This is a genomic window from Kribbella sp. CA-294648 (assembly GCF_050943845.1).
Lineage (GTDB): Bacteria > Actinomycetota > Actinomycetes > Propionibacteriales > Kribbellaceae > Kribbella.
This window is the reverse complement of record NZ_CP191981.1, coordinates 380301-397893: the sequence shown is the minus strand read 5'-3', so window position 1 is coordinate 397893 and position 17593 is coordinate 380301. Positions and strand designations below refer to the sequence as shown.

General features: G+C 68.3%; 21 protein-coding genes. 9 read left to right on the top strand and 12 right to left on the bottom strand.

The features are described 5' to 3' along the window. Positions 1-83: 83 nt before the first annotated feature. Positions 84-2537: a Tex family protein gene (locus ACQPYM_RS02000; protein ID WP_433013812.1), complete on the top strand. Its 2454-nt coding sequence runs from the start codon at positions 84-86 to the stop codon at positions 2535-2537. A 153-nt stretch (positions 2538-2690) separates the two neighbouring features. On the opposite strand, the gene ACQPYM_RS01995 is transcribed toward ACQPYM_RS02000, so the two are convergent. Together ACQPYM_RS01995 and ACQPYM_RS01990 are read right to left on the bottom strand one after the other, a co-directional pair. Then, a complete protein-coding gene (locus ACQPYM_RS01995; protein WP_433013809.1) occupies positions 2691-2942 on the bottom strand; it encodes a heavy-metal-associated domain-containing protein in 252 nt (83 codons plus the stop codon). Beyond that, positions 2939-3334 carry a nuclear transport factor 2 family protein gene (locus ACQPYM_RS01990; protein ID WP_433013806.1) on the bottom strand — a complete coding sequence of 132 codons (396 nt, stop codon included), beginning with the start codon at positions 3332-3334 and terminating at the stop codon, positions 2939-2941. Before ACQPYM_RS01990 ends, ACQPYM_RS01995 begins: the two co-directional genes overlap by 4 nt. A 61-nt stretch (positions 3335-3395) precedes the next feature. Between ACQPYM_RS01990 and ACQPYM_RS01985 the strand changes: the two genes are divergently transcribed. Beyond that, positions 3396-3974 carry a TetR/AcrR family transcriptional regulator gene (locus ACQPYM_RS01985; protein ID WP_433013803.1) on the top strand — a complete coding sequence of 193 codons (579 nt, stop codon included), beginning with the start codon at positions 3396-3398 and terminating at the stop codon, positions 3972-3974. A 110-nt stretch (positions 3975-4084) separates the two neighbouring features. Here ACQPYM_RS01985 and ACQPYM_RS01980 read toward each other — a convergent pair whose 3' ends face one another. Both ACQPYM_RS01980 and ACQPYM_RS01975 read right to left on the bottom strand, forming a co-directional pair. After that, complete coding sequence (locus ACQPYM_RS01980) at positions 4085-4861, bottom strand: GNAT family N-acetyltransferase (RefSeq protein ID WP_433013800.1); 777 nt, start codon at positions 4859-4861, stop codon at positions 4085-4087. An 86-nt stretch (positions 4862-4947) separates the two neighbouring features. Continuing rightward, positions 4948-5364: a helix-turn-helix domain-containing protein gene (locus tag ACQPYM_RS01975; RefSeq protein ID WP_433013797.1), complete on the bottom strand. Its 417-nt coding sequence runs from the start codon at positions 5362-5364 to the stop codon at positions 4948-4950. A gap of 45 nt (positions 5365-5409) precedes the next feature. Between ACQPYM_RS01975 and ACQPYM_RS01970 the strand changes: the two genes are divergently transcribed. Then, positions 5410-6645 (top strand): MFS transporter, encoded by a 1236-nt coding sequence (locus ACQPYM_RS01970; protein ID WP_433013794.1) that lies wholly within the window; start codon positions 5410-5412, stop codon positions 6643-6645. On the opposite strand, the gene ACQPYM_RS01965 is transcribed toward ACQPYM_RS01970, so the two are convergent. Continuing rightward, positions 6617-7054: a winged helix-turn-helix transcriptional regulator gene (locus ACQPYM_RS01965; protein WP_433013791.1), complete on the bottom strand. Its 438-nt coding sequence runs from the start codon at positions 7052-7054 to the stop codon at positions 6617-6619. The genes ACQPYM_RS01970 and ACQPYM_RS01965 overlap by 29 nt on opposite strands. Before the next feature lie 76 nt (positions 7055-7130). Between ACQPYM_RS01965 and ACQPYM_RS01960 the strand changes: the two genes are divergently transcribed. The 3 genes from ACQPYM_RS01960 (at position 7131) to ACQPYM_RS01950 (ending at position 9316) form a co-directional block, all read left to right on the top strand. Continuing rightward, positions 7131-8516 (top strand): MFS transporter, encoded by a 1386-nt coding sequence (locus ACQPYM_RS01960; RefSeq protein WP_433013788.1) that lies wholly within the window; start codon positions 7131-7133, stop codon positions 8514-8516. A 288-nt stretch (positions 8517-8804) separates the two neighbouring features. Next, entirely contained in the window at positions 8805-9005 is a 201-nt protein-coding gene (locus ACQPYM_RS01955) for a hypothetical protein (protein WP_433013785.1), read from the top strand. Next, on the top strand, positions 9002-9316 hold the full coding sequence (locus tag ACQPYM_RS01950; RefSeq protein WP_433013782.1) for a hypothetical protein: 315 nt from the start codon (positions 9002-9004) through the stop codon (positions 9314-9316). The genes ACQPYM_RS01955 and ACQPYM_RS01950 overlap by 4 nt, the downstream gene beginning before the upstream one ends. Positions 9317-9488: 172 nt before the next feature. Here ACQPYM_RS01950 and ACQPYM_RS01945 read toward each other — a convergent pair whose 3' ends face one another. The 3 genes from ACQPYM_RS01945 to ACQPYM_RS01935 all read right to left on the bottom strand — a co-directional run bounded on the left by ACQPYM_RS01945 (position 9489) and on the right by ACQPYM_RS01935 (position 11520). Then, the gene (locus ACQPYM_RS01945; RefSeq protein WP_433013779.1) at positions 9489-10241 is read right to left on the bottom strand and encodes a hypothetical protein; all 753 of its coding nucleotides are present in this window, start codon (positions 10239-10241) and stop codon (positions 9489-9491) included. Then, complete coding sequence (locus ACQPYM_RS01940; protein WP_433013776.1) at positions 10234-10380, bottom strand: hypothetical protein; 147 nt, start codon at positions 10378-10380, stop codon at positions 10234-10236. The genes ACQPYM_RS01945 and ACQPYM_RS01940 overlap by 8 nt, the downstream gene beginning before the upstream one ends. Before the next feature lie 357 nt (positions 10381-10737). After that, a complete protein-coding gene (locus ACQPYM_RS01935) occupies positions 10738-11520 on the bottom strand; it encodes a methyltransferase domain-containing protein (RefSeq protein ID WP_433013773.1) in 783 nt (260 codons plus the stop codon). A gap of 98 nt (positions 11521-11618) precedes the next feature. Here ACQPYM_RS01935 and ACQPYM_RS01930 point away from each other — a divergent pair, with 98 nt between their 5' ends. Beyond that, the gene (locus ACQPYM_RS01930; protein ID WP_433013770.1) at positions 11619-12491 is read left to right on the top strand and encodes an aminoglycoside phosphotransferase family protein; all 873 of its coding nucleotides are present in this window, start codon (positions 11619-11621) and stop codon (positions 12489-12491) included. A gap of 125 nt (positions 12492-12616) precedes the next feature. On the opposite strand, the gene ACQPYM_RS01925 is transcribed toward ACQPYM_RS01930, so the two are convergent. Together ACQPYM_RS01925 and ACQPYM_RS01920 are read right to left on the bottom strand one after the other, a co-directional pair. Next, entirely contained in the window at positions 12617-14062 is a 1446-nt protein-coding gene (locus ACQPYM_RS01925) for an alpha/beta hydrolase (protein WP_433013767.1), read from the bottom strand. A 102-nt stretch (positions 14063-14164) separates the two neighbouring features. Then, complete coding sequence (locus ACQPYM_RS01920) at positions 14165-14527, bottom strand: nuclear transport factor 2 family protein (protein ID WP_433013764.1); 363 nt, start codon at positions 14525-14527, stop codon at positions 14165-14167. A gap of 117 nt (positions 14528-14644) precedes the next feature. On the opposite strand from ACQPYM_RS01920, the gene ACQPYM_RS01915 reads away from it, so the two are divergent. Both ACQPYM_RS01915 and ACQPYM_RS01910 read left to right on the top strand, forming a co-directional pair. Next, positions 14645-15436 (top strand): helix-turn-helix domain-containing protein, encoded by a 792-nt coding sequence (locus ACQPYM_RS01915; RefSeq protein ID WP_433013761.1) that lies wholly within the window; start codon positions 14645-14647, stop codon positions 15434-15436. Then, positions 15436-15936, top strand: a complete 501-nt coding sequence (locus ACQPYM_RS01910) for a DinB family protein (RefSeq protein ID WP_433013758.1) — start codon at positions 15436-15438, stop codon at positions 15934-15936. Before ACQPYM_RS01915 ends, ACQPYM_RS01910 begins: the two co-directional genes overlap by 1 nt. A 35-nt stretch (positions 15937-15971) precedes the next feature. Here ACQPYM_RS01910 and ACQPYM_RS01905 read toward each other — a convergent pair whose 3' ends face one another. Then, positions 15972-17039: a hypothetical protein gene (locus ACQPYM_RS01905; protein WP_433013755.1), complete on the bottom strand. Its 1068-nt coding sequence runs from the start codon at positions 17037-17039 to the stop codon at positions 15972-15974. Beyond that, the gene (locus ACQPYM_RS01900; RefSeq protein ID WP_433013752.1) at positions 17036-17554 is read right to left on the bottom strand and encodes a SigE family RNA polymerase sigma factor; all 519 of its coding nucleotides are present in this window, start codon (positions 17552-17554) and stop codon (positions 17036-17038) included. The genes ACQPYM_RS01905 and ACQPYM_RS01900 overlap by 4 nt, the downstream gene beginning before the upstream one ends. Positions 17555-17593: the final 39 nt, after the last annotated feature.

The window sequence follows — 17593 nt, the reverse complement described above, 5'->3', positions numbered from 1 at the left end:
TCCGGGGGATAGGGAAGGATGTGCGGTGCGGCGAGCGGGGCAGAATGCTCGTCTGTCATCGGATGTAGAGGGGATGCGGGACAGTGGCATTGCAGTCGGTCGAGCAGAGGATCGCGGACGAGCTGGAAGTCGGCGTGAACCAGGTGCGGGCAGCCGTCGGGCTGCTGGACGAGGGCTCTACGGTTCCGTTCATCGCGCGGTACCGCAAGGAGGTCACCGGCGAGCTCGACGATGCTCAGCTGCGCACCCTCGAGGAGCGCCTGCGGTACCTGCGTGAGCTCGAGGAGCGGCGGCAGACCGTGCTCGAGTCGATCGAGAGCCAGGGCAAGCTGGACGACGCGCTGAAGGCCTCGATCCTGGCCGCGGAGACCAAGTCGCGGCTGGAGGACATCTACCTGCCATTCAAGCCGAAGCGCCGGACCAAGGCGATGATCGCCCGCGAGGCCGGCCTGGAGCCGCTCGCGGACGGGCTGCTGTCCGACCCGAGCGTGCCGCCGCTGGCCGCCGCGACGGTGTTCGTGAACGACCAGGTGGCCGACCCACAGGCCGCGCTGGACGGCGCCCGGGCGATCCTGGTCGAGCGGTTCGCCGAGGACGCCGACCTGATCGGCGAGCTGCGCGAGCGGCTGTGGACCCGCGGCCGGCTGGCGTCGAAGGTGCGCGAGGGCAAGGAGACCGAGGGCGCGAAGTTCTCGGACTACTTCGACTTCGACGAGCCGTTCACGAAGATGCCGTCGCACCGGATCCTGGCGATGTTCCGCGGTGAGAAGGAAGAGGTGCTGTCGCTGACCGTCGAGCCCGAGCCGGCCGGCGTCGAGGCACCGGAGGGTCCGACGGAGTACGAGGCGACCATCGCCCGCAAGGTCGGCGTGGAGAACAAGGGGCGTCCGGCTGACCAGTGGCTGATCGAGACGGTCCGCTGGGCCTGGCGGACGAAGATCCTGGTGCACCTGGGCATCGACCTTCGCACGCGTCTGCGGCAGACCGCCGAGGACGAGGCGGTCCGCGTCTTCGCGGCGAACCTGCGCGACCTGCTGCTCGCCGCCCCCGCGGGCACTCGCGCCACGATGGGGCTCGACCCGGGCTTCCGGACCGGCGTGAAGGTGGCCGTCGTCGACGCGACCGGCAAGGTGGTGTCGACCGGCGTGATCTACCCGCACGTCCCGCAGAACCAGTGGGACCGCTCGATCGCGACCCTGGCCGCACTGGCCGCCGCGCACAAGGTCGACTTGATTGCCATCGGCAACGGTACGGCGTCGCGCGAGACGGACAAGCTGGCCGCCGAGCTGATCGCCAAGCACCCGGAGCTGAAGCTGACCAAGGCAGTCGTGTCGGAGGCGGGCGCGTCGGTGTACTCCGCGTCCGCGTTCGCCTCGGCCGAGCTGCCCGGGATGGACGTCTCGCTGCGTGGCGCGGTGTCGATCGCGCGCCGGCTGCAGGACCCGCTGGCCGAGCTGGTGAAGATCGACCCGAAGTCGATCGGCGTCGGCCAGTACCAGCACGACCTGCCGGAGAGCTCGCTGTCTCGCTCGCTCGACGCAGTGGTCGAGGACTGTGTGAACGCGGTCGGCGTCGACCTCAACACCGCCTCCGCACCACTGCTGACCCGCGTCTCCGGCATCACCGCCGGGCTCGCGGAGAACATCGTCATCCACCGCGACCAGAACGGCCCGTTCAAGTCGCGGACCGCGCTGAAGGAGGTACCGCGCCTCGGCCCGAAGGCGTTCGAGCAGGCGGCCGGCTTCCTCCGCATCCCCAACGGGGCGGACCCGCTGGACTCGTCCAGCGTCCACCCGGAGGCGTACCCGGTGGTGCGCCGGATCCTCGACTCCACCAAGACCGACCTGAAGTCACTGATCGGCTCGCCGATGCTGAAGCAGTTGAAGGCGGCCGACTACGTCGACGACATGTTCGGTCTGCCGACGGTGACCGACATCCTGGCCGAGCTGGAGAAGCCCGGCCGTGACCCGCGGCCGGCCTTCAAGACCGCGACCTTCGCCGAGGGCGTCGACAAGATCGGCGACCTCAAGCCCGGGATGCGGTTGGAGGGCCAGGTCACCAACGTGGCGGCCTTCGGCGCGTTCATCGACATCGGCGTCCACCAGGACGGTCTGGCGCACGTGTCGGCCCTGTCGAAGAACTACGTGAAGGACCCCCGCGAGGTGGTCAAACCCGGCGACATCGTCAAGGTCAAGGTCCTCGAGGTCGACATCCCCCGCCAGCGCATCTCCCTCACCCTCCGCCTCGACGACGAACCAGGCGCGCCGACGTCCGGCGGTCGTCCCGGCGAGGGCCGCTCAGCTCGCACCGGCGGTCCTGGCGGTTCGGGTGGTTCCGGCGGTTCGGGCGGCGGTCGCGGCTCTGGTGGCGGTCGCGGCCCTGGCGGTGGCGGTCCTGGTGGTGGCGGTCGCGGGCCTGGCGGCGGTCAAGGTCGCGGCGGCCGGCAGGGCGCCTCCAACCCACCGGCCAAGGAAGTCCCCATGGACGAAGGCTCCCTAGCCGACGCCTTCCGCAAGGCCGGCTTCACCGTCCGGTAGCCAACTCCCGTACGACGCTCCGGCCGACGCCTTCCGCAAGGCCGGCTTCACCGTCCGGTAGCCCACTCCCGAACGACGCTCCGGCCAACGCCTTCCGCAAGGCTCACGGTCCGGTGACTGAGAAGTTCTTGTACTGCGCCCGGCCGGCAACCCTCAGGGTTGCCGGCCGGATCCGTTTGCCGGCGGACTGCCCGGCGGCTGGTCCACCAGCTCGTAGCCGGCTTCTTCTACTGCTGCTCGGATCTTCGGCAACCCGAGCTCCCCATCGCTCGTCACCGTCACAAGCCCTGCTGCCAGGTCCACCGCAACCGCGGTAACCCCGGGCAGCCGCTCGATCTCCTCGGTCACGAACGCCACGCAATGACCGCAGGTCATCCCCAGCACCCGGACCTCGCGACTCGTCATCCTGCTGTTTCCGTCGCCGGCACGGTGACGTCCCGGGTCACCTGAGTGGATCGCCGGAGGCGCCCATCCGACGTCAGCTCGCCGAAGAGATAGACCTCGGTCGAGATCATCCGCCCCCTCCGCAGCTGCGCATGGATGGTGAACCGGGCAGCCAGTTTCTCCTTCTCCAGCAGAGCTTCGTGCACCTCGTACCGCCAGCTGACCAGGTTCTTGCGCACCGGGCGCAGATGAGCGATCAGCTTGTCGCGGTCGATCTCGATGCCGTCCGCGACCTGCAGCACGTCGGCCGCGTAGTACCGGTCGACGACCTCGGCAGGCTCGTCCGCCGCCAGCATCTCGCTGGTGAACGAGTTGTAGAACTCCTCGACAAACCTCTCGGCTGTCCGTGTCATCAGCCCTCCTCTTATCTCTTACAGCCTGTCAAAGATAGCCGGACCCGCTAACCTTGACAAGGTGACAGAGATCAACCAGACCACCGGCGGCACCACCCGCCGGCGCCGAGCGGACGCCGACCGCAGCCGGACAGCGACCCTCCAGGCCGCGATCTCCGTCCTGGCCGACACCCCGGAGGCAAGCGTCGAAACCATCGCGACAGCCGCCGGCGTCACCCGGCAAACCGTCTACGCCCACTTCCCCTCGCGAGACGCGTTGCTGATCGCGGTAGCAGACCACCTAACGACGGAGCTTCTGGCGGAGTACGAACAACTAGACCTAGAAGCCGGCACAGCGATGGACGCCGTACTGCTCCTCATCGACACCGGCCGGACCTTCTTCAAACGACACCCGGTGCAGCTCTACCCAGCGGCCGCAACCGACGACCAACAACGCCACCAACCGATCAAAGACCTGCTGACAAAGACAATCCGCCGCGGTCAACGCAACGGCGAGTTCACCAAAGCCCTCCCCGCCACCTGGCTGGCCGACGCCACCATCGCCCTGGCCCACACCGCAGCCAACCTCCCACCCCGCAAATCCACCCCCACCCTCCACACCACCCTCCACCGCCTCCTCCAAGCCGACCAACCCACCTAGCCCGCACAACCAAACCGAGCCGATCGCGGAGATTTCGGGCATGCCTCTGGGCGCCCACTCCAGCGGCTGAACTCGCTTTGCTGGAGGAGCGCTGTGGTTCTGTGAGGTATTTAGCGCAGGTCGGTGAGGTGGCCGCCGGGGTCGCCTAGGTGTACTGCGGTTGCTTTGGGGGCGTAGCCGATTCGGCGGTAGATGCGGTCGGCGCCCTCGTCGCCGGGGGTTAGCCAGGCGAGGGTTGCACCGCCGAGTTCGAAGGACTGCTGGGTCGCGTACGCCGTTGCGATTGCGCCGAGGCCCTGGCGGCGGTGGGAGTGCAGCGTGCCGACGCCGACCACCTCGGTTACGCCATCCGCGACAGCGGTCCATGCCGCCACTGCGGCCGGTACGCCGCCCTTGCGGATCAGCACGGTGGCTCCGTCGGCGGGGTTGGGCTTGAAGGGGGTCGCCATGCCTTCGGCCTCATAGGCATCAGCCGCGATGGCATCGGCCAGCAACTGCTCGTCGGGTGTGGTGACGACCGAGGCGGTGACATCGGCCGGCAGGTCGGGCAGGTTGAGGTCCGCGGGTTCGACTACCAGCAGGGGCGGGCGGGAGACGATCGTCATGCCGTTTGCCGCCAGTACTTCGGCCAGGCCGGGGTTGGCCTCCTCGATCAGCTCCACGCTCAGCCAGCGACCCTCCGCCGCGAAGGCCTTGCGGATCGTCTCGAGCGCCCAAGGCACCTCTTCGGGGTCGAAGGGCGTTCCCGGCTCGGCGGCGACGCCGCCGGACAAGTACCAGGCGTCGTTGTCGTGCAACATCCCGGCGAGCGGGCCCGCCACGATCTGACGCCTCGACCTGGTCAGGCCCTGCAATTGAGCGGACGCGATCCGCGCAGCAATTTCCACCCCTCGACCCTAGCCCGGCCGGCCACCCCACCGCTCAGCTTTCCCAGCGAGCAACCCGCCGCTCAGCTTCCCTGCCAGGCTGCCGCTCAGCTTTTCCCGGCCAGCAACAGGAGATCCAGCAGCCGGTCGAGGTCGGCGTCGGTAGGCGGGCCGGGAAGGAGCTCACCGAGAGCGTCGAGGGTCGCGACCAGCCGACGCTCCACAGTTCGTTTGGTGCTGCCGCGAGCAGCCGCGACCTCGGCGATGACGCGCTTCGCCCGCGACGAGGCGGCCACCAAGTCGGCCGAGGTGGACGGCTTCGGGGCTTCCTCGTCGACGATCGTGAGCTGCAACTGCGCCCCGAGAGCACCGGCGAGACGCTCCAGCGCCGCGAGGGTGGGATTGCCACGCCCGTTCTCGAGATTCGCGATGTACGGCACCGACAGCCCGGCGTCGACCGCGACGGAGGCGATCGTCCGCTGGGCCGCTTTCCGGCGATCTCTCAGTTCGGCGCTCAGGTCCACACCGGCAGACTATCTCCACAGAACACTGTTGCCAAGAAGTGTCCCGTGAAGATAGCGTTCCAGGACGTGAGCATCCTGCGGAACGGCGACTTCCGGCGACTCTGGATCAGCGGCGGAATCTCCGGCCTCGGCTCCTGGCTGCTGGTCGTCGCCATTCCCGTCCACGTCTTCCAGCTGACCGGATCAGCCGCCGCGACCGGCCTCACGGTGGCACTGGAAGCAGTGCCCGCCCTGCTCGTCGGACCATGGGCCGGCGTCCTCCTCGATCGCTGGAACCTGCCACGCGCCATGTGGCTGGCCAACCTCGCCGGCGCCGCATCGGTCACCCTGATCCTGTACGCCGATTCGGCCGACCGCGTGTGGATCGTCTACCTCGCCGTGCTGGCCGAGAATCTGGCGACAACGGTGTTCCGTCCGGCAGCCAGAGCACTCACCCCGGCAGTCGTTGGCACCGGCAAAGGCCTGGCCGCAGCGAACTCACTGAACGCCTTCTCCGGCAGCGTGATCCGGCTTGCCGCGCCACCCCTGGGCGCCCTCCTGCTGGCGGGACCAGGGATCAAGTTCGTCCTCGCCATCGACATCGCCAGCTACTTGCTGGCGGCAGCAATCATCGCCACGATCAAACACCCAGCAACCGCACAAGCTGAATCAGGTAAAGGATTCGGGGCACTCAAAGAAGGTCTCCAAGGCGTTGCCCGAAGCAAGATCCTCAAAGGCATCCTGCTGGCCAACGGCATCTTTCTGACCGCCAATGCCGGCGCCACCGCACTCCTCGTCCCCTTCACTGTCGAGCAACTCGACGCACCGGGGGAAACCATCGGCTATCTGATCTCAGGCCTGGGCGCAGGCTTCCTCATAGGCGCCGCGATCAGCCCGAAAGCCCTGACCTGGCTGGGAGTTCGCGACCTCTTGATCACCACTCAGGCGGCACTAGGCGTAGCCTTCTTCGCTTTGTTCAACGCCCCCAACGTCCCCTGGGCAATCGTGGCAGCAGCCTTGATCGGCGTCCCCGGGAGCGTTCTGCTCATCACCGCGGAAACCACCGTCCAGCGAGTCGCCCCGACCGAACTGCTCGGCCGCATCGGTGCGCTCTTCTTCGCGATGGACTCCCTCACCGTCGTCATCGGAGCCCTCGCAGCGCCGTTGCTCGTGACGCTCGTCGGCTTGTCTACCGCGCTCAACGTGATCGCCGGGTTCGCAGTACTGGCCGCGCCGGTGACGCTGTTCGCAGTACCGGGGCATCCTGCCAAGCTCAGCCGGATGAAAGAGCCTGCTCCGTGAGCGCGGTGCGGGTGTCGTAGTTCGCGCGGGCGGCGGCGATCTCCTGCTGGTGCTTCTCGGTCCAGGTGACCAGGGACTGGATCGTCGCGTGCAGCGTCACGCCGAGCGGGGTGAGCTCGTAGTCGACGCGGGGCGGGACGACCGGATGGACCGTACGCCGGACCAGGCCGTCGCGCTCCAGCTGCCGCAGCGTCACCGTGAGCATGCGCTGGCTGATCCCGTCGATCGTCTTCTTCAGTTCGGTGAAGCGCACCGTGCGGTTGTCGAGCAGCGCGATCACCAGCAGCGACCACTTGTCGCCGATCCGGTCCAGGATCTGCCGGACCTCACAGTCCTCGCGGGTGTCCCACTGGAACGCCTCGGAGGGACAGCAGGAGTAACTCGGTTCCTTTGAAGTGCCTTCTTCCACAATTCCCCATGGTTCCCCAAGATGAGATCAGTTACAAGAGATAACTGACCTCACTTCGAAGAACCGGAGCGTTCTCGTGCATTCCACTGTCACCCCGGACCGGCTGACCGGCCGCTCCTGGGCTGTTCTTCTTGTCCTCTGCGGCGCGATCTTCCTGGAAGGCATCGACGTCTCGATGATGGGCGTCGCGCTGCCCTCGATCCGGGCCGAGCTCGGGCTGTCCACCAGCGAACTGCAGTGGGTGGTCAGCGCCTACGTCCTCAGCTACGGCGGTTTCGTCCTGCTCGGCGGCCGGGCCGCCGACCTGTTCGGGCGGCGCCGGATGTTCGTCACCTGGCTGATCGTCTTCCTGGTCTTCTCCGGCCTCGGCGGCTTCGCGACCGAAGGCTGGGTGCTGATCCTGGCCCGCTTCGTCACCGGCGTCGCCGCCGCGTTCATGACCCCGGCCGGCCTGTCGATCATCACCACCAGCTATCCCGAGGGCCCGCAAAGAAACAAAGCCCTGCTCGTGTACGCCGGTACGGCGGCCGCCGGGTTCTCACTCGGCATGGTGGCCGGCGGCCTGCTCACGGCGATCGACTGGCGCTGGGTGTTCTTCGCACCGGTCGTGATGTCCGCGATCATCCTGGCGGGCGCACTCACCCTGTTGCCGCGCGAAGCCGTCCCTACCGCAAAGGCACGTCTGGCCGATGTGGATCTGGGCGGCGCGATCAGTCTGACCGCAGCGATGCTCCTGCTGGTCGCCACGGTGGTACGCGCTCCCGACGTACCGGTGACACAGACCCTGGGTACCGCGGTCGCCGGTCTGCTGCTGCTGGCCGCGTTCGTCGCGATCGAGCGGAGGGTCTCGGCACCGCTGATCCGGCTGGGCATTCTGCGCAGCGGGCCACTCGTCCGGGCGAACCTCGGCGCCGTCCTGCTGGTCGGATCGTTTGCCGGCTTCCAGTTCATCGGAGTGCTCTATCTGCAGGAGTTACGGTCCTGGACAGAACTCCAGACCGGGCTCGCGCTGATGGTGATCGGCATCGACTCGATCCTCGCCCCCACGCTGACCCCTTGGCTGGTCAAGCGGTTCGGCAACAGCCGGGTCGTGTTCGGCGGCTTCGCCTTCGCGGCACTCGGCTACGCGCTCTTCCTGCCACTCAGTACCGACTGGAGCTACCCGGCGATGTTGCCGTCGCTGATCCTGTTGGGGCTGGCCTTCTCACTCGCGTACGGGCCACTGACCATCGCCGCCACCGACGGAATCTCCGAGCAGGAGCAGGGATTGGCGAGCGGAGTACTGACGACGTCGTTCCAGTTCGGCTCGGCATCGGGACTCGCAGTAGTCGCCGCGGTCCTCGCCGCCAGGGACGAACTGACCGTCGATGGGTTCCGGTCCGCCCTCCTGGTTCCGTTGGGAGCCGCTGCACTCGGGCTGGCCGTGAGCTGGCCGAGGCGTCATCGCTCCGTATCCGAATGAGCGCTCGGAGTTAGCAGGAAGTCCTACTTTCCCGGCTCCAGAGAAAGGTTTTCCTGCAGGCCGAATCGTTATTGGCAAATTACTGCAAACATTCTTGACAGGCCATAAAGCCGGACCCCCGGCAAGACTGCTCAGGGCACCTCTGACCAGCGGTTTCGCCGTCACGGCCACGAGAGGTAAGGACATCGTAAAGGTCCCTGCCAGTCTATTCCGGGGTCCGGCCTTTTACGGTGTTCTTTCCTTGTGCCCAGCGTCGGGCAGCCCCTCGAGAACACGAAGGAACCACCGATGACCGAGTCGATCGAGATTCCCGCCTCGCACCGCCGCGTGCGGGTCTGGTTCGGCGCCACCACGATCGCTGACCACACCACCGACGCCGACCAGGCCGCGCAGTACGAAGAAGCCATGCGCCGCCGGTTCGCCTCGCTGCGAGTGACCAGCGAGCCCGTTCTCGCCGACGCGCTCGGCGCCCGGGAACTGTCCCGATGACCACTCGTCCGACGCTGCTCGGCTATGTCCGGGCCGACGCGCTCGGTTGCGCCGAGGAACTGGCCGCGGCCACGAACTCGCTCGCGGCCTTCGCCAGTGCCGAGGGGTTCACCCTCGGCACGGTGTACACCGAGCGCGACGCCGCCGAGTCCGCCGCGTTCCACGCGCTGCTGGACGAAGTGAAGCGGACGGACGTCCGAGCGGTCGTAGTACCGACCCTGCAGCACCTCGGCACCGCCGGGGCGCCGGTCGGGATGCGGAAGGACCTCGAGTTCCACCGCGCCCACGTCTGGGCGGTCGACACGAGGTAACCCACAGACAAGCGGAGCTGGCGTCTTGACCCCTGCATCGGCGCCGGTTCCGCTCTCCACCTCCACAGCTGCACCGACTCACGCCGGGCGGTAGTGGACCAATCAAGGCCCCACCGGCTGCTACCGGTGGGGCCTTGTCGTTGGCTCAGGCGGCTCAGGTTGCTCAGCCCGCTCAGGCGGTGATCGTGTAGCCGTAGCGCTTCATCACCGTGGCGATGCCCTCGTTGAAGATCCCGGTCACCGGCAGGCCGAACTTCAGCTGCACCTTCCGAAGTACCCGCTGGAAGTGCAGGTGCCACGACACACCGGCTCGCGGCAGCGTCTCGGCCTTGGTGATCGCCCCGACCTTCGGATGCGCCGCCCAGGCCACCACGCGGGCCCGATCGGCACCCCACTCACCGGTCATCACGTCGTGCGTCCGTGCGTACGCCATCGCGGCGAGCGAGATCGAGTGATCCGGTACTGCGGGCGGCACCGGGTGCGCCTTGAGATAGAGCTCCCAGGTCATCCCGTAGTACCCGGGCGGGCCGTCGTCCTTGCCCCGGTTGGCGAGCCCGTTGCGCTTGCGCTTGTACTCCAGCACCTGGATCGCCGCGCCGCGGGACAGATCCTTGTCGCCGATCGCGATGGCGTGCACGTGGTACGGCCAGCGTCCCTGCGCCGGCGTCCGCAACCAGGCGGCGAACCCGACCTGGCGCAGGGCGAGCACGATGGCCCGGCGCTGCGCGGGGCTCTGCTTCGCCACCCCGATGTCGACCGCGCCGCCACCGTCGTGCGTCCCGGCCGAGGCCGCCACGCCACCTTTGTTGTACGAGCCTTGCAGCAACTTGAACTGCGACCGGTAGATCTTCTCGGCGGCCATCAGCATCGCGACGGTCCGCCGGTTCAGCTGCGTGCCCCGCCAGACGATCCTTGCCTCAGGCATCCGCTGATCCGAGAATCAGCTCGGCATCCTCAGCAGCCCCCAGCGCTTCCAACTCATCCAGCTCGGCGTCGGTCAGCTCTTCCCCGTGAATCGTTTCGTCGAGCTCGGCTTCGTCGACCTGGTCGAAGACGTCCGTCATTGCGTTTCCCCTCCCCCTGTACCGCCCGTTGCCACCCCCGGCCCCGGAACCGCTTTTCAGGTTAGGGGCGCCCGGTGTCATCCGTCCATGTCCGGCCGGCCGGCCGCTTGTACGAGGAACGTGAAGTTTTCCGTTCGCGCGGGTGTGAGCGGCCTGAGCTGGGGTACGAGTAGAGGGTCCCGCGGTTCGGTCGGCCCCATTCGGGCATGGGTGGTGCTCACCGAGCCGCGAGTTCTCCCACTGAGGGGCGGGAGAACGACCGACGGCGGCGGGCGTATCCCACGGTACGCCCGCCCCTGGCCGTCTCACCGCCTGCAGCCACAGCGCCCGGCACCTACATGGGACTGCTTGTTGCTGTTAAAGAGCTGAGGCTACGAAAAGGTAGCGGTTGAGGCTGAAGAAGTAGCTTGCCGCCAGGTTGCGGAGGTCGGTGGCCCAGGCGGTGGCTTCTTGTTCGGTGACTTTGGCGCGGCCGGGGACGAAGGCTTCGACGATGTCGATCAGGCCGGCGCTGTAGGTGCGGGCGTCGTAGCCGACGTTGAGCATCGGGACCACCTGGCGGTGGGTCACGGTGAAACCTGCTTTGTCGAGGGCGTCGCCGAGGGTTCGGGGGAGGTGTGGGTCTTCCAGGTGTTCTTCGAAAGCGGTCATGACGCGGGCCATCCGGGCGTCATCCGACGAGCGCCAGACGATCGAGTCCCAGTCGGTGTCCAGCAGGATCACGCGCCCGGCAGGGCGTAGTACCCGGCGGATCTCGTTGAGAGCGCCCGGTACGTCGTCGAGGTACTCGAAGACCTGGGTGGAGACGACCACGTCGAAGCTCTCGGCGCCGTGCGGGATCCGGTCGGCGGACCCGAGCTCCAGTTCGACCTCCGGGCCGTCGGGCACCTTGGCGCGGGTGCTCGCGATCGCCAGCATGCTGTCGCTGATGTCGATCCCACAGACCCGCCCGTCCGGGCCGACCTCGGCGGCCATCTCGGCGGCCAGCAGTCCCGGTCCGACGCCGACGTCGAGCACCCGGTCACCGGGCCGGAGCGCGAGCGCGGTCCGGACCACCCGGCGCTGCTCGACCACGTCCGGGGTCGTGTAGACCGATTCGATCTGCCGCGAGACCTGCGGATCGAACTGCAGATTGCTCATTCCCCGTCCCTCCACTGTCCGCCCATGGATCACATCATGGTCCGCCCGGCGCAGAACTGGGAGGCCAAACACCCACCCAACCCACTACGGTTGACCGAATGATCGAGCTGCCCGAGACCTTCCTGGCGATGCCGCGCTGGTGGTCGGGAGGCGAGGACTGGCTGGCCGGCCTGCCCAGAGCCGTCGACCGGCAGTGCGACCGATGGGGGCTCGAACTCGACGGCCCGGTGGCTCACGGGTCGAACGCGATCGCAGTACCGGTCAGCCGGGCAGGGCAGCCGCTGGTACTGCGCATGAGTCTGCCCGGACCCGACCTCGCCGAGCACGCCCGTGCGCTGCGCTGGTGGGACGGCCGCGGAACGGTCCGGCTGTACGACGCCGATGTCGCGCACGGAGCCCTGTTGCTGGAGCGACTCGGTAGTTCGCTGCTCAACGACCCGGTCGGCGAGTCGATGGTCGTGCTCGGCCGGCTGATGCGCCGCCTGGCCGTCCCGGCTCCCCCGGATGTCCCGTCGACCGCGGCCAACGTGAGCGCCCGGGCGCCCGAGCTCGAACCCGCGTGGCAGCGTCTCGGCCGTCCCTTCGAACCAACCCTGCTGACCGAGGCCCTCGCGATCGCTCCCCAGCTCGCCGAGACCAGTTCGAATCTGGCCGCCAACGGTGACTTCCACGCCGAGCAGGTACTGCGCGGCGCCCGCGAACCGTGGCTCGTGGTCGATCCGGTGCTGTACCGAGGCGATCCCGACTGCGACCTGGCCCGGATCCTCTGGACCCGCGTGGACGAGATGGCGGACGGTGCCGAAATCCGCGAGCACCTCGCCACCCTGATCCGCGAGGCAGAGCTCGAGCCGGAGCGAGCGCGCAACTGGGTCGTCTTCCGAACCGTCGACTACTGGCTCTGGGGCCTCAACGTCGGCCTCACCGAGGACCCGGAACGCTGCCGCCGGGTCCTCGACGCTGTCACCGAATGACCCGGACCGCCCCCACTCTCAAACCTGGCCAGCACCGCCCACTGTCCGACCAGCTACGCGTGGCCGAGGCCGGCGCAGCCGGCCAAGTGAGGGGTTGGTGAGTGGCAGCGGTCCGGGCACCTGGGCTATGAGCAGGTAGAACGTCTCGGCGGGAGTTGCCCGTCGAGCAAGAACCTGCCGATGACATCCCGCGCACAAGCGGCGTTCAGGTACGCCGTGTGGCCGACCGCGTCCGCGACCAGCAAGCGGCTGCCGCGAAGCTGACGGGCCAAGCCGTAAGCATTGCTGACCGGAGTGGCCGGGTCGTGCGTGGTCGACGTGATGAGGATCGGCGGAGCGTCCTTCACCGGCGTCGGCTGCCACGGGTTGCTCGGCTTGACCGGCCAGCCGGAACAAGCGGCGGCCATCACCCAGCCCTCGACGGCCGCACCGACTCGCGGCGCCACCGCCTTGGCGCGAGCGAGGCGCGCCTTCGCATCGGCGTACCCCTTCAGCTCACCCGGGAAGTCCATACACGACACGGCCGCGTACGCCGTTTCGTAGTTGGCGAGGTAACTCGTCGAGGCGAACAGCGACCCATCGCCCTTCACCGCTTTGGCGATGCCCTCGGCGAGCGCCGACCAGGGATCACCGAAGAAGTCCGTCCTGGGCAGCAAAGTGGGCAGCGTCAACCGCATCGTGTCGCCGGTGACGGGCGCGTGATCGGGCACCGGCAGAGGAGTCTTGTCGGCCTTGGCGGTCAGCTTGTCCCAGACCGCCCCGACGTCCTGCCCGTGCAGTGCGCAGTCGGCGTCCTTGTCACACCACGCGGCGAAGCGGTCGAAGGTGTCCTCCATCTCCCTCGCCTCGTCGAGCATGAACCGCTTCGAGCCCTGCGCGTGGTCGACGATCCCGTCCAGCACCATCCGGCCGACGCGCCGCGGGAAGAGCTGCGCGTACGTCGTACCGAGGTAGGAGCCGTAGGACAGGCCGATGAAGTCGAGTTTGTCCTCGCCCAGCGCTGCCCGGATGGCGTCCATGTCGCGGGCGACCGTGCGGGTGTCCAGATTGCGCATCAGGTCGCCGTGCTGCTTGAGACACTGCTCCCCGGTCGCGCGGCTGGAGGCGACCATCGCGTCGTACTCCGCCTGGTTCTTCGGGAACACCGGTACGCCGGGACGCAGGACCGGGCCGCAGTTGAGCGCAGTACTGCTGCCCGTACCGCGTGGGTCGAAACTGACCAGGTCGTAGCGCTCGCGATAGCCGGGGAACACCTGATCGGCCAGCCCTGCCGCGAAGATCGAGGCCCCGGCGCCACCGGGACCGCCGGGGTTGAAGGTCAATGAGCCGAGCTTGCGCGCTTGGTCATTGGCCGGGACCCGCGCGACGTAGATCTCCGTCTTGGCGCCGGTCGGCTTCGACCAGTCCAGCGGGACGGTCAGCTTGCCGCACTGCTCGATGCCACCCGGCCGGCACGCGGTCCACTTGATCGGCGCCGGCTCAGCGGCCGACGCCGTTCCCGGTACCAGTACGCCGATGGTGCCAGCGGCAACCAGTACGGCAGAAAGCCCTTGTTTCCAACGTTTTTCCATGAGCTCGACCCTAAGTTCCGGAGCAGGTGACCGGGCATCCCCCATCAGTCGGTCTGCCCGGTCCGTCAATAGTCGTAGACCGACCCTGAGCCGACCCTCGGATCAGTGCGCGGGGGCGAAGTCGAGGAAGCCGATCACCTCGCTGATCTGGCCGCTGCCGTCGAGCGTGACGACATCGGTGCCACCGGCCACCGGCTCCTGACCGTCGGCGGCCAGGTGCCACGTCCAGCGGATCCGGTTGTGGTGTTCCGTGACCTCGCCGGTGAGCGAGAAGGCGTAGCCGGGGAACATCTGGTGCGCGGTCTCGACCGTCTTTGACAGCCCGTCGCGGCCGTTGACCTCGAAGGTCGGGTCGACGAAGACGCCGTCGGCGGACCAGATCTGCTCAAGTATGGCGGCCCGGGCCCCGGCGTCGGCCTCGTTCCACATCGCGATGTACTGACCGGCGAGAGTGCTGGCGTTCATGGTGTTTCTCCTCGGTTTCGGTGCTGCTCGATGACCAGAAGCCTGCCGCCGGATCCCGCCGGGGTCGATGACGTCACAGGTAATGAGGGTGACCACCTCAGCGGTTACGGTCGTGACATGACCGCGATGATCGACGAGACGTTCCAGCGCCCGGTGGGCGAGCTGTTGCGGGGCTGGCGGGAACGCCGCCGGCTCAGCCAACTGGACCTGGCCAACCAGGTGGAGGTGTCCACCCGGCACGTGAGCTTCGTCGAGACGGGCCGCTCCAAGCCGAGTCGCGAGATGGTGCTGCGGCTGGCCGAGCATCTCGACGTACCGCTGCGGGACCGCAACCAGTTGCTGCTCGCGGCCGGCTACGCGCCGATCTACTCCGAGGCCTCGCTGCACTCGCCCGCGATGCTGGCGATCCGGGCCGCGCTCCGGCGGTTGCTCAAGGCCCACGACCCGTACCCGGCGCTGGTCGTCGATCGCTGGTGGAACATCGTCGAGGGGAACGCCGCTCTGAAGCTCTTCACCGAAGAGGTCTCCGACGAGCTGCTCAAACCACCGCTCAACGCACTGCGGCTCACCCTGCACCCCGACGGGCTGGCGCCGCGGATCACCAACCTCCCCGAGGTCCGCACGAGCGTGCTGACGACGCTGCACCGGCAGGTCGCCAGCACGGCGGATCCCGACCTCCAGGACCTGTACGAAGAACTGCGCGGGTACCCCGGCGGCGAGCGCACCGACCTCGCGGCGGCGGCCGAGGTCGTCGTACCGATGAAACTGCGCCGGGACGGTCACGAGTTGTCGTTCCTGACCACGATCGCGACCTTCGGCACCCCGCTGGACGTGACGGTCTCGGAACTCATGATCGAGTCGTTCTTCCCGGCCGACGACAAGACAGCCGAGTACCTACGGGGCCTGTGATGCTTCCGGACGACCAACTGGCCGACACCCGCGAGCTCCATCTGGCCTGGCTGGACTACTACCGCGAGACGGTGGAACGGAAGCTGTCCGGGCTGAGCGAGGTGGAGCTCGTGACCAGCCGGCTCCCATCCTGCTGGTCACCAATGGAGCTGTTGAAGCACCTAGTCTTCATGGAGCGGCGCTGGTTGCGCTGGGGCTTCCTGGCCGAGCAGGTCGAGCGGCCGTGGGGCGACTCGGGAGTCGAGGACGCGCCCTGGCGACTGGAGCCGGGCGACAACCTCGACGACCTACTGGCGGCGTTGCGAGCCGGTGGCGAGCGGACCCGGGAGATTGTGACGGGTGACCTGGCGGCGAAGGCCGCGCGAGGTGGGCGGTTCGGGGCTGAGGGCGAACCGCCGACGCTGAACTGGATTCTCTTCCACGTGTTGCAGGAGTACGCCCGGCACACGGGTCAGTTGGACATCGCCCGCGAACTGGCAGATGGGGCCACCGGCGAGTAGAGGTCGAATCGCTCTACTCGCCGGTGGACCAGGGGCTACCTACCGGAGGGGGAGGGGAAACCGGTGGGCAACGAGGGGGTGGGCTTGCCTGGCCAGGTCGGGGTGGTGGTGGGCCAGCTCGGCTTCGGCAGGGTCGGCGTAGTGGGCGGTACCGACGGGAGGGTCGGGTTGGCGGTCGGCAGGGAGGGCTTGCCCGGCAGCGTCGGCTTGGTGGTCGGGACCGGCGGCAGGGTCGGCTTGCCCGGCAGGGACGGCGTCGGTACGGGCGGGAGCGTCGGCTTGCCCGGCTTGCCTGGGAGGGACGGTGTTGCTGTCGGCTCCGGCAGCTGCACGCAGGGCGGGAGCTGCGGCTTACCCGACATGGACGGCGTCGGTACTGGCGGGAGGGTCGGCTTGCCCGGCAGGGTCGGGTTGGCGGTCGGCAGCGAGGGCTTGCCCGGAAGCGTCGGCTTGGTGGTCGGCACCGGCGGCAGAGTCGGCGTACCCGGCTTGCCCGGCAGCGACGGTGTCGGTACCGGCGGCAGCGTGGGCTTGCCCGGCAGGGTCGGCTTCGCCGTCGGGACCGACGGCAGAGTCGGCTTGCCGGGGAGCGTCGGCTTGGTGGTCGGGACCGGCGGCAGGGTCGGCTTGCCTGGCAGCGACGGCGTCGGTACCGGCGGGAGCGTGGGCTTGCCCGGCAGCGTCCGCTTCGCGGTCGGCACCGGCGGCAGAGTCGGCTTGCCCGGCTTGCCCGGCTTGCCCGGCAGCGACGGCGTCGGGACCGGCGGCAGCGTCGGCATCGCGGTCGGCAGCGAGGGCTTCCCCGGCAGGGTGGGCTTCGCAATCGGCAGGCAGGTCGGGATCGCGGTGGGGGTGGCGATGGGCACCTCGATCGGGGCCGGCGGCTTGCCGTCACCAGCCAGGAGGTTGCGGACATCACCAGGTCCCCCGACTGCGGCGGACACTGTTGCGACAGTGCCGGCGAGGGCAGTCACGCCCGCCGCGGCCAGTCCACGGCGGAGCCAGGCGAACCGGCGGCCGCGACGCATCAGGTCGGCCGGGTCGGGCTGCCAGGGATCCAGGTCGTACTCGAGCGCGCTGCGCACCCGCTGCTCGTCAGTCATGCTTTTCCTCCAACGGTGGTGTCCATCAGGTCGGGTGCCAGACGCAACTTGGCCAGAGCCCGCGACGCGGTGCTCTTGACGGTCCCGACGGCCATGCCGAGCAACTCGGCGGTCTCGGCCTCGGAGAGGTCCTGCGAGTAGCGCAGCGCGACCACGGCTCGTTCACGAACGGTCAGACCGGCCAGTGCGGCGAGCACGGCTTCCCTGGTCTGCACTTCCGCGGAGAAGTCGGCGACCTCGCGGCGATCCCAGTCGTTGTCGACCGGATCACTCGGTACTTCGTTGGACCAGTGCCGGCGGGCCGCGGAGAGGAACCGGTTGACCAGCACCCGGCGTACGTAGCGCAGCGGGTCACCGTCCAGCCGGTGCCACTTCGGATAGGACCGCATCAACGCTTGCTGAACGAGATCCTCGGCCGCGTGCCGATCCCCGCACAGCATCTCCGCGAAGCGGAGCAACTGGGTCGACTGGGCCTGCACGAACCGCTCGAAGTCGGCGTCCGCGGTCCGGGTCATCGAATCTCCTCTGCCTCTGTCACACCCGTTAAACCCGCT

Bases quoted from the DNA above. Each gene is read 5' to 3' on its own strand.
- ACQPYM_RS01995 (WP_433013809.1), bottom strand. From the start codon at position 2,942: ATGACGAGTCGCGAGGTCCGGGTGCTGGGGATGACCTGCGGTCATTGC.
- ACQPYM_RS01990 (WP_433013806.1), bottom strand. From the start codon at position 3,334: ATGACACGGACAGCCGAGAGGTTTGTCGAGGAGTTCTACAACTCGTTC.
- ACQPYM_RS01905 (WP_433013755.1), bottom strand. From the start codon at position 17,039: ATGACTGACGAGCAGCGGGTGCGCAGCGCGCTCGAGTACGACCTGGAT.
- ACQPYM_RS01910 (WP_433013758.1), top strand. From the start codon at position 15,436: ATGCTTCCGGACGACCAACTGGCCGACACCCGCGAGCTCCATCTGGCC.
- ACQPYM_RS01930 (WP_433013770.1), top strand. From the start codon at position 11,619: ATGATCGAGCTGCCCGAGACCTTCCTGGCGATGCCGCGCTGGTGGTCG.
- ACQPYM_RS01955 (WP_433013785.1), top strand. From the start codon at position 8,805: ATGACCGAGTCGATCGAGATTCCCGCCTCGCACCGCCGCGTGCGGGTC.
- ACQPYM_RS01915 (WP_433013761.1), top strand. From the start codon at position 14,645: ATGACCGCGATGATCGACGAGACGTTCCAGCGCCCGGTGGGCGAGCTG.
- ACQPYM_RS01935 (WP_433013773.1), bottom strand. From the start codon at position 11,520: ATGAGCAATCTGCAGTTCGATCCGCAGGTCTCGCGGCAGATCGAATCG.
- ACQPYM_RS01920 (WP_433013764.1), bottom strand. From the start codon at position 14,527: ATGAACGCCAGCACTCTCGCCGGTCAGTACATCGCGATGTGGAACGAG.
- ACQPYM_RS01945 (WP_433013779.1), bottom strand. From the start codon at position 10,241: ATGCCTGAGGCAAGGATCGTCTGGCGGGGCACGCAGCTGAACCGGCGG.
- ACQPYM_RS01900 (WP_433013752.1), bottom strand. From the start codon at position 17,554: ATGACCCGGACCGCGGACGCCGACTTCGAGCGGTTCGTGCAGGCCCAG.
- ACQPYM_RS01940 (WP_433013776.1), bottom strand. From the start codon at position 10,380: ATGACGGACGTCTTCGACCAGGTCGACGAAGCCGAGCTCGACGAAACG.
- ACQPYM_RS01925 (WP_433013767.1), bottom strand. From the start codon at position 14,062: ATGGAAAAACGTTGGAAACAAGGGCTTTCTGCCGTACTGGTTGCCGCT.
- ACQPYM_RS01950 (WP_433013782.1), top strand. From the start codon at position 9,002: ATGACCACTCGTCCGACGCTGCTCGGCTATGTCCGGGCCGACGCGCTC.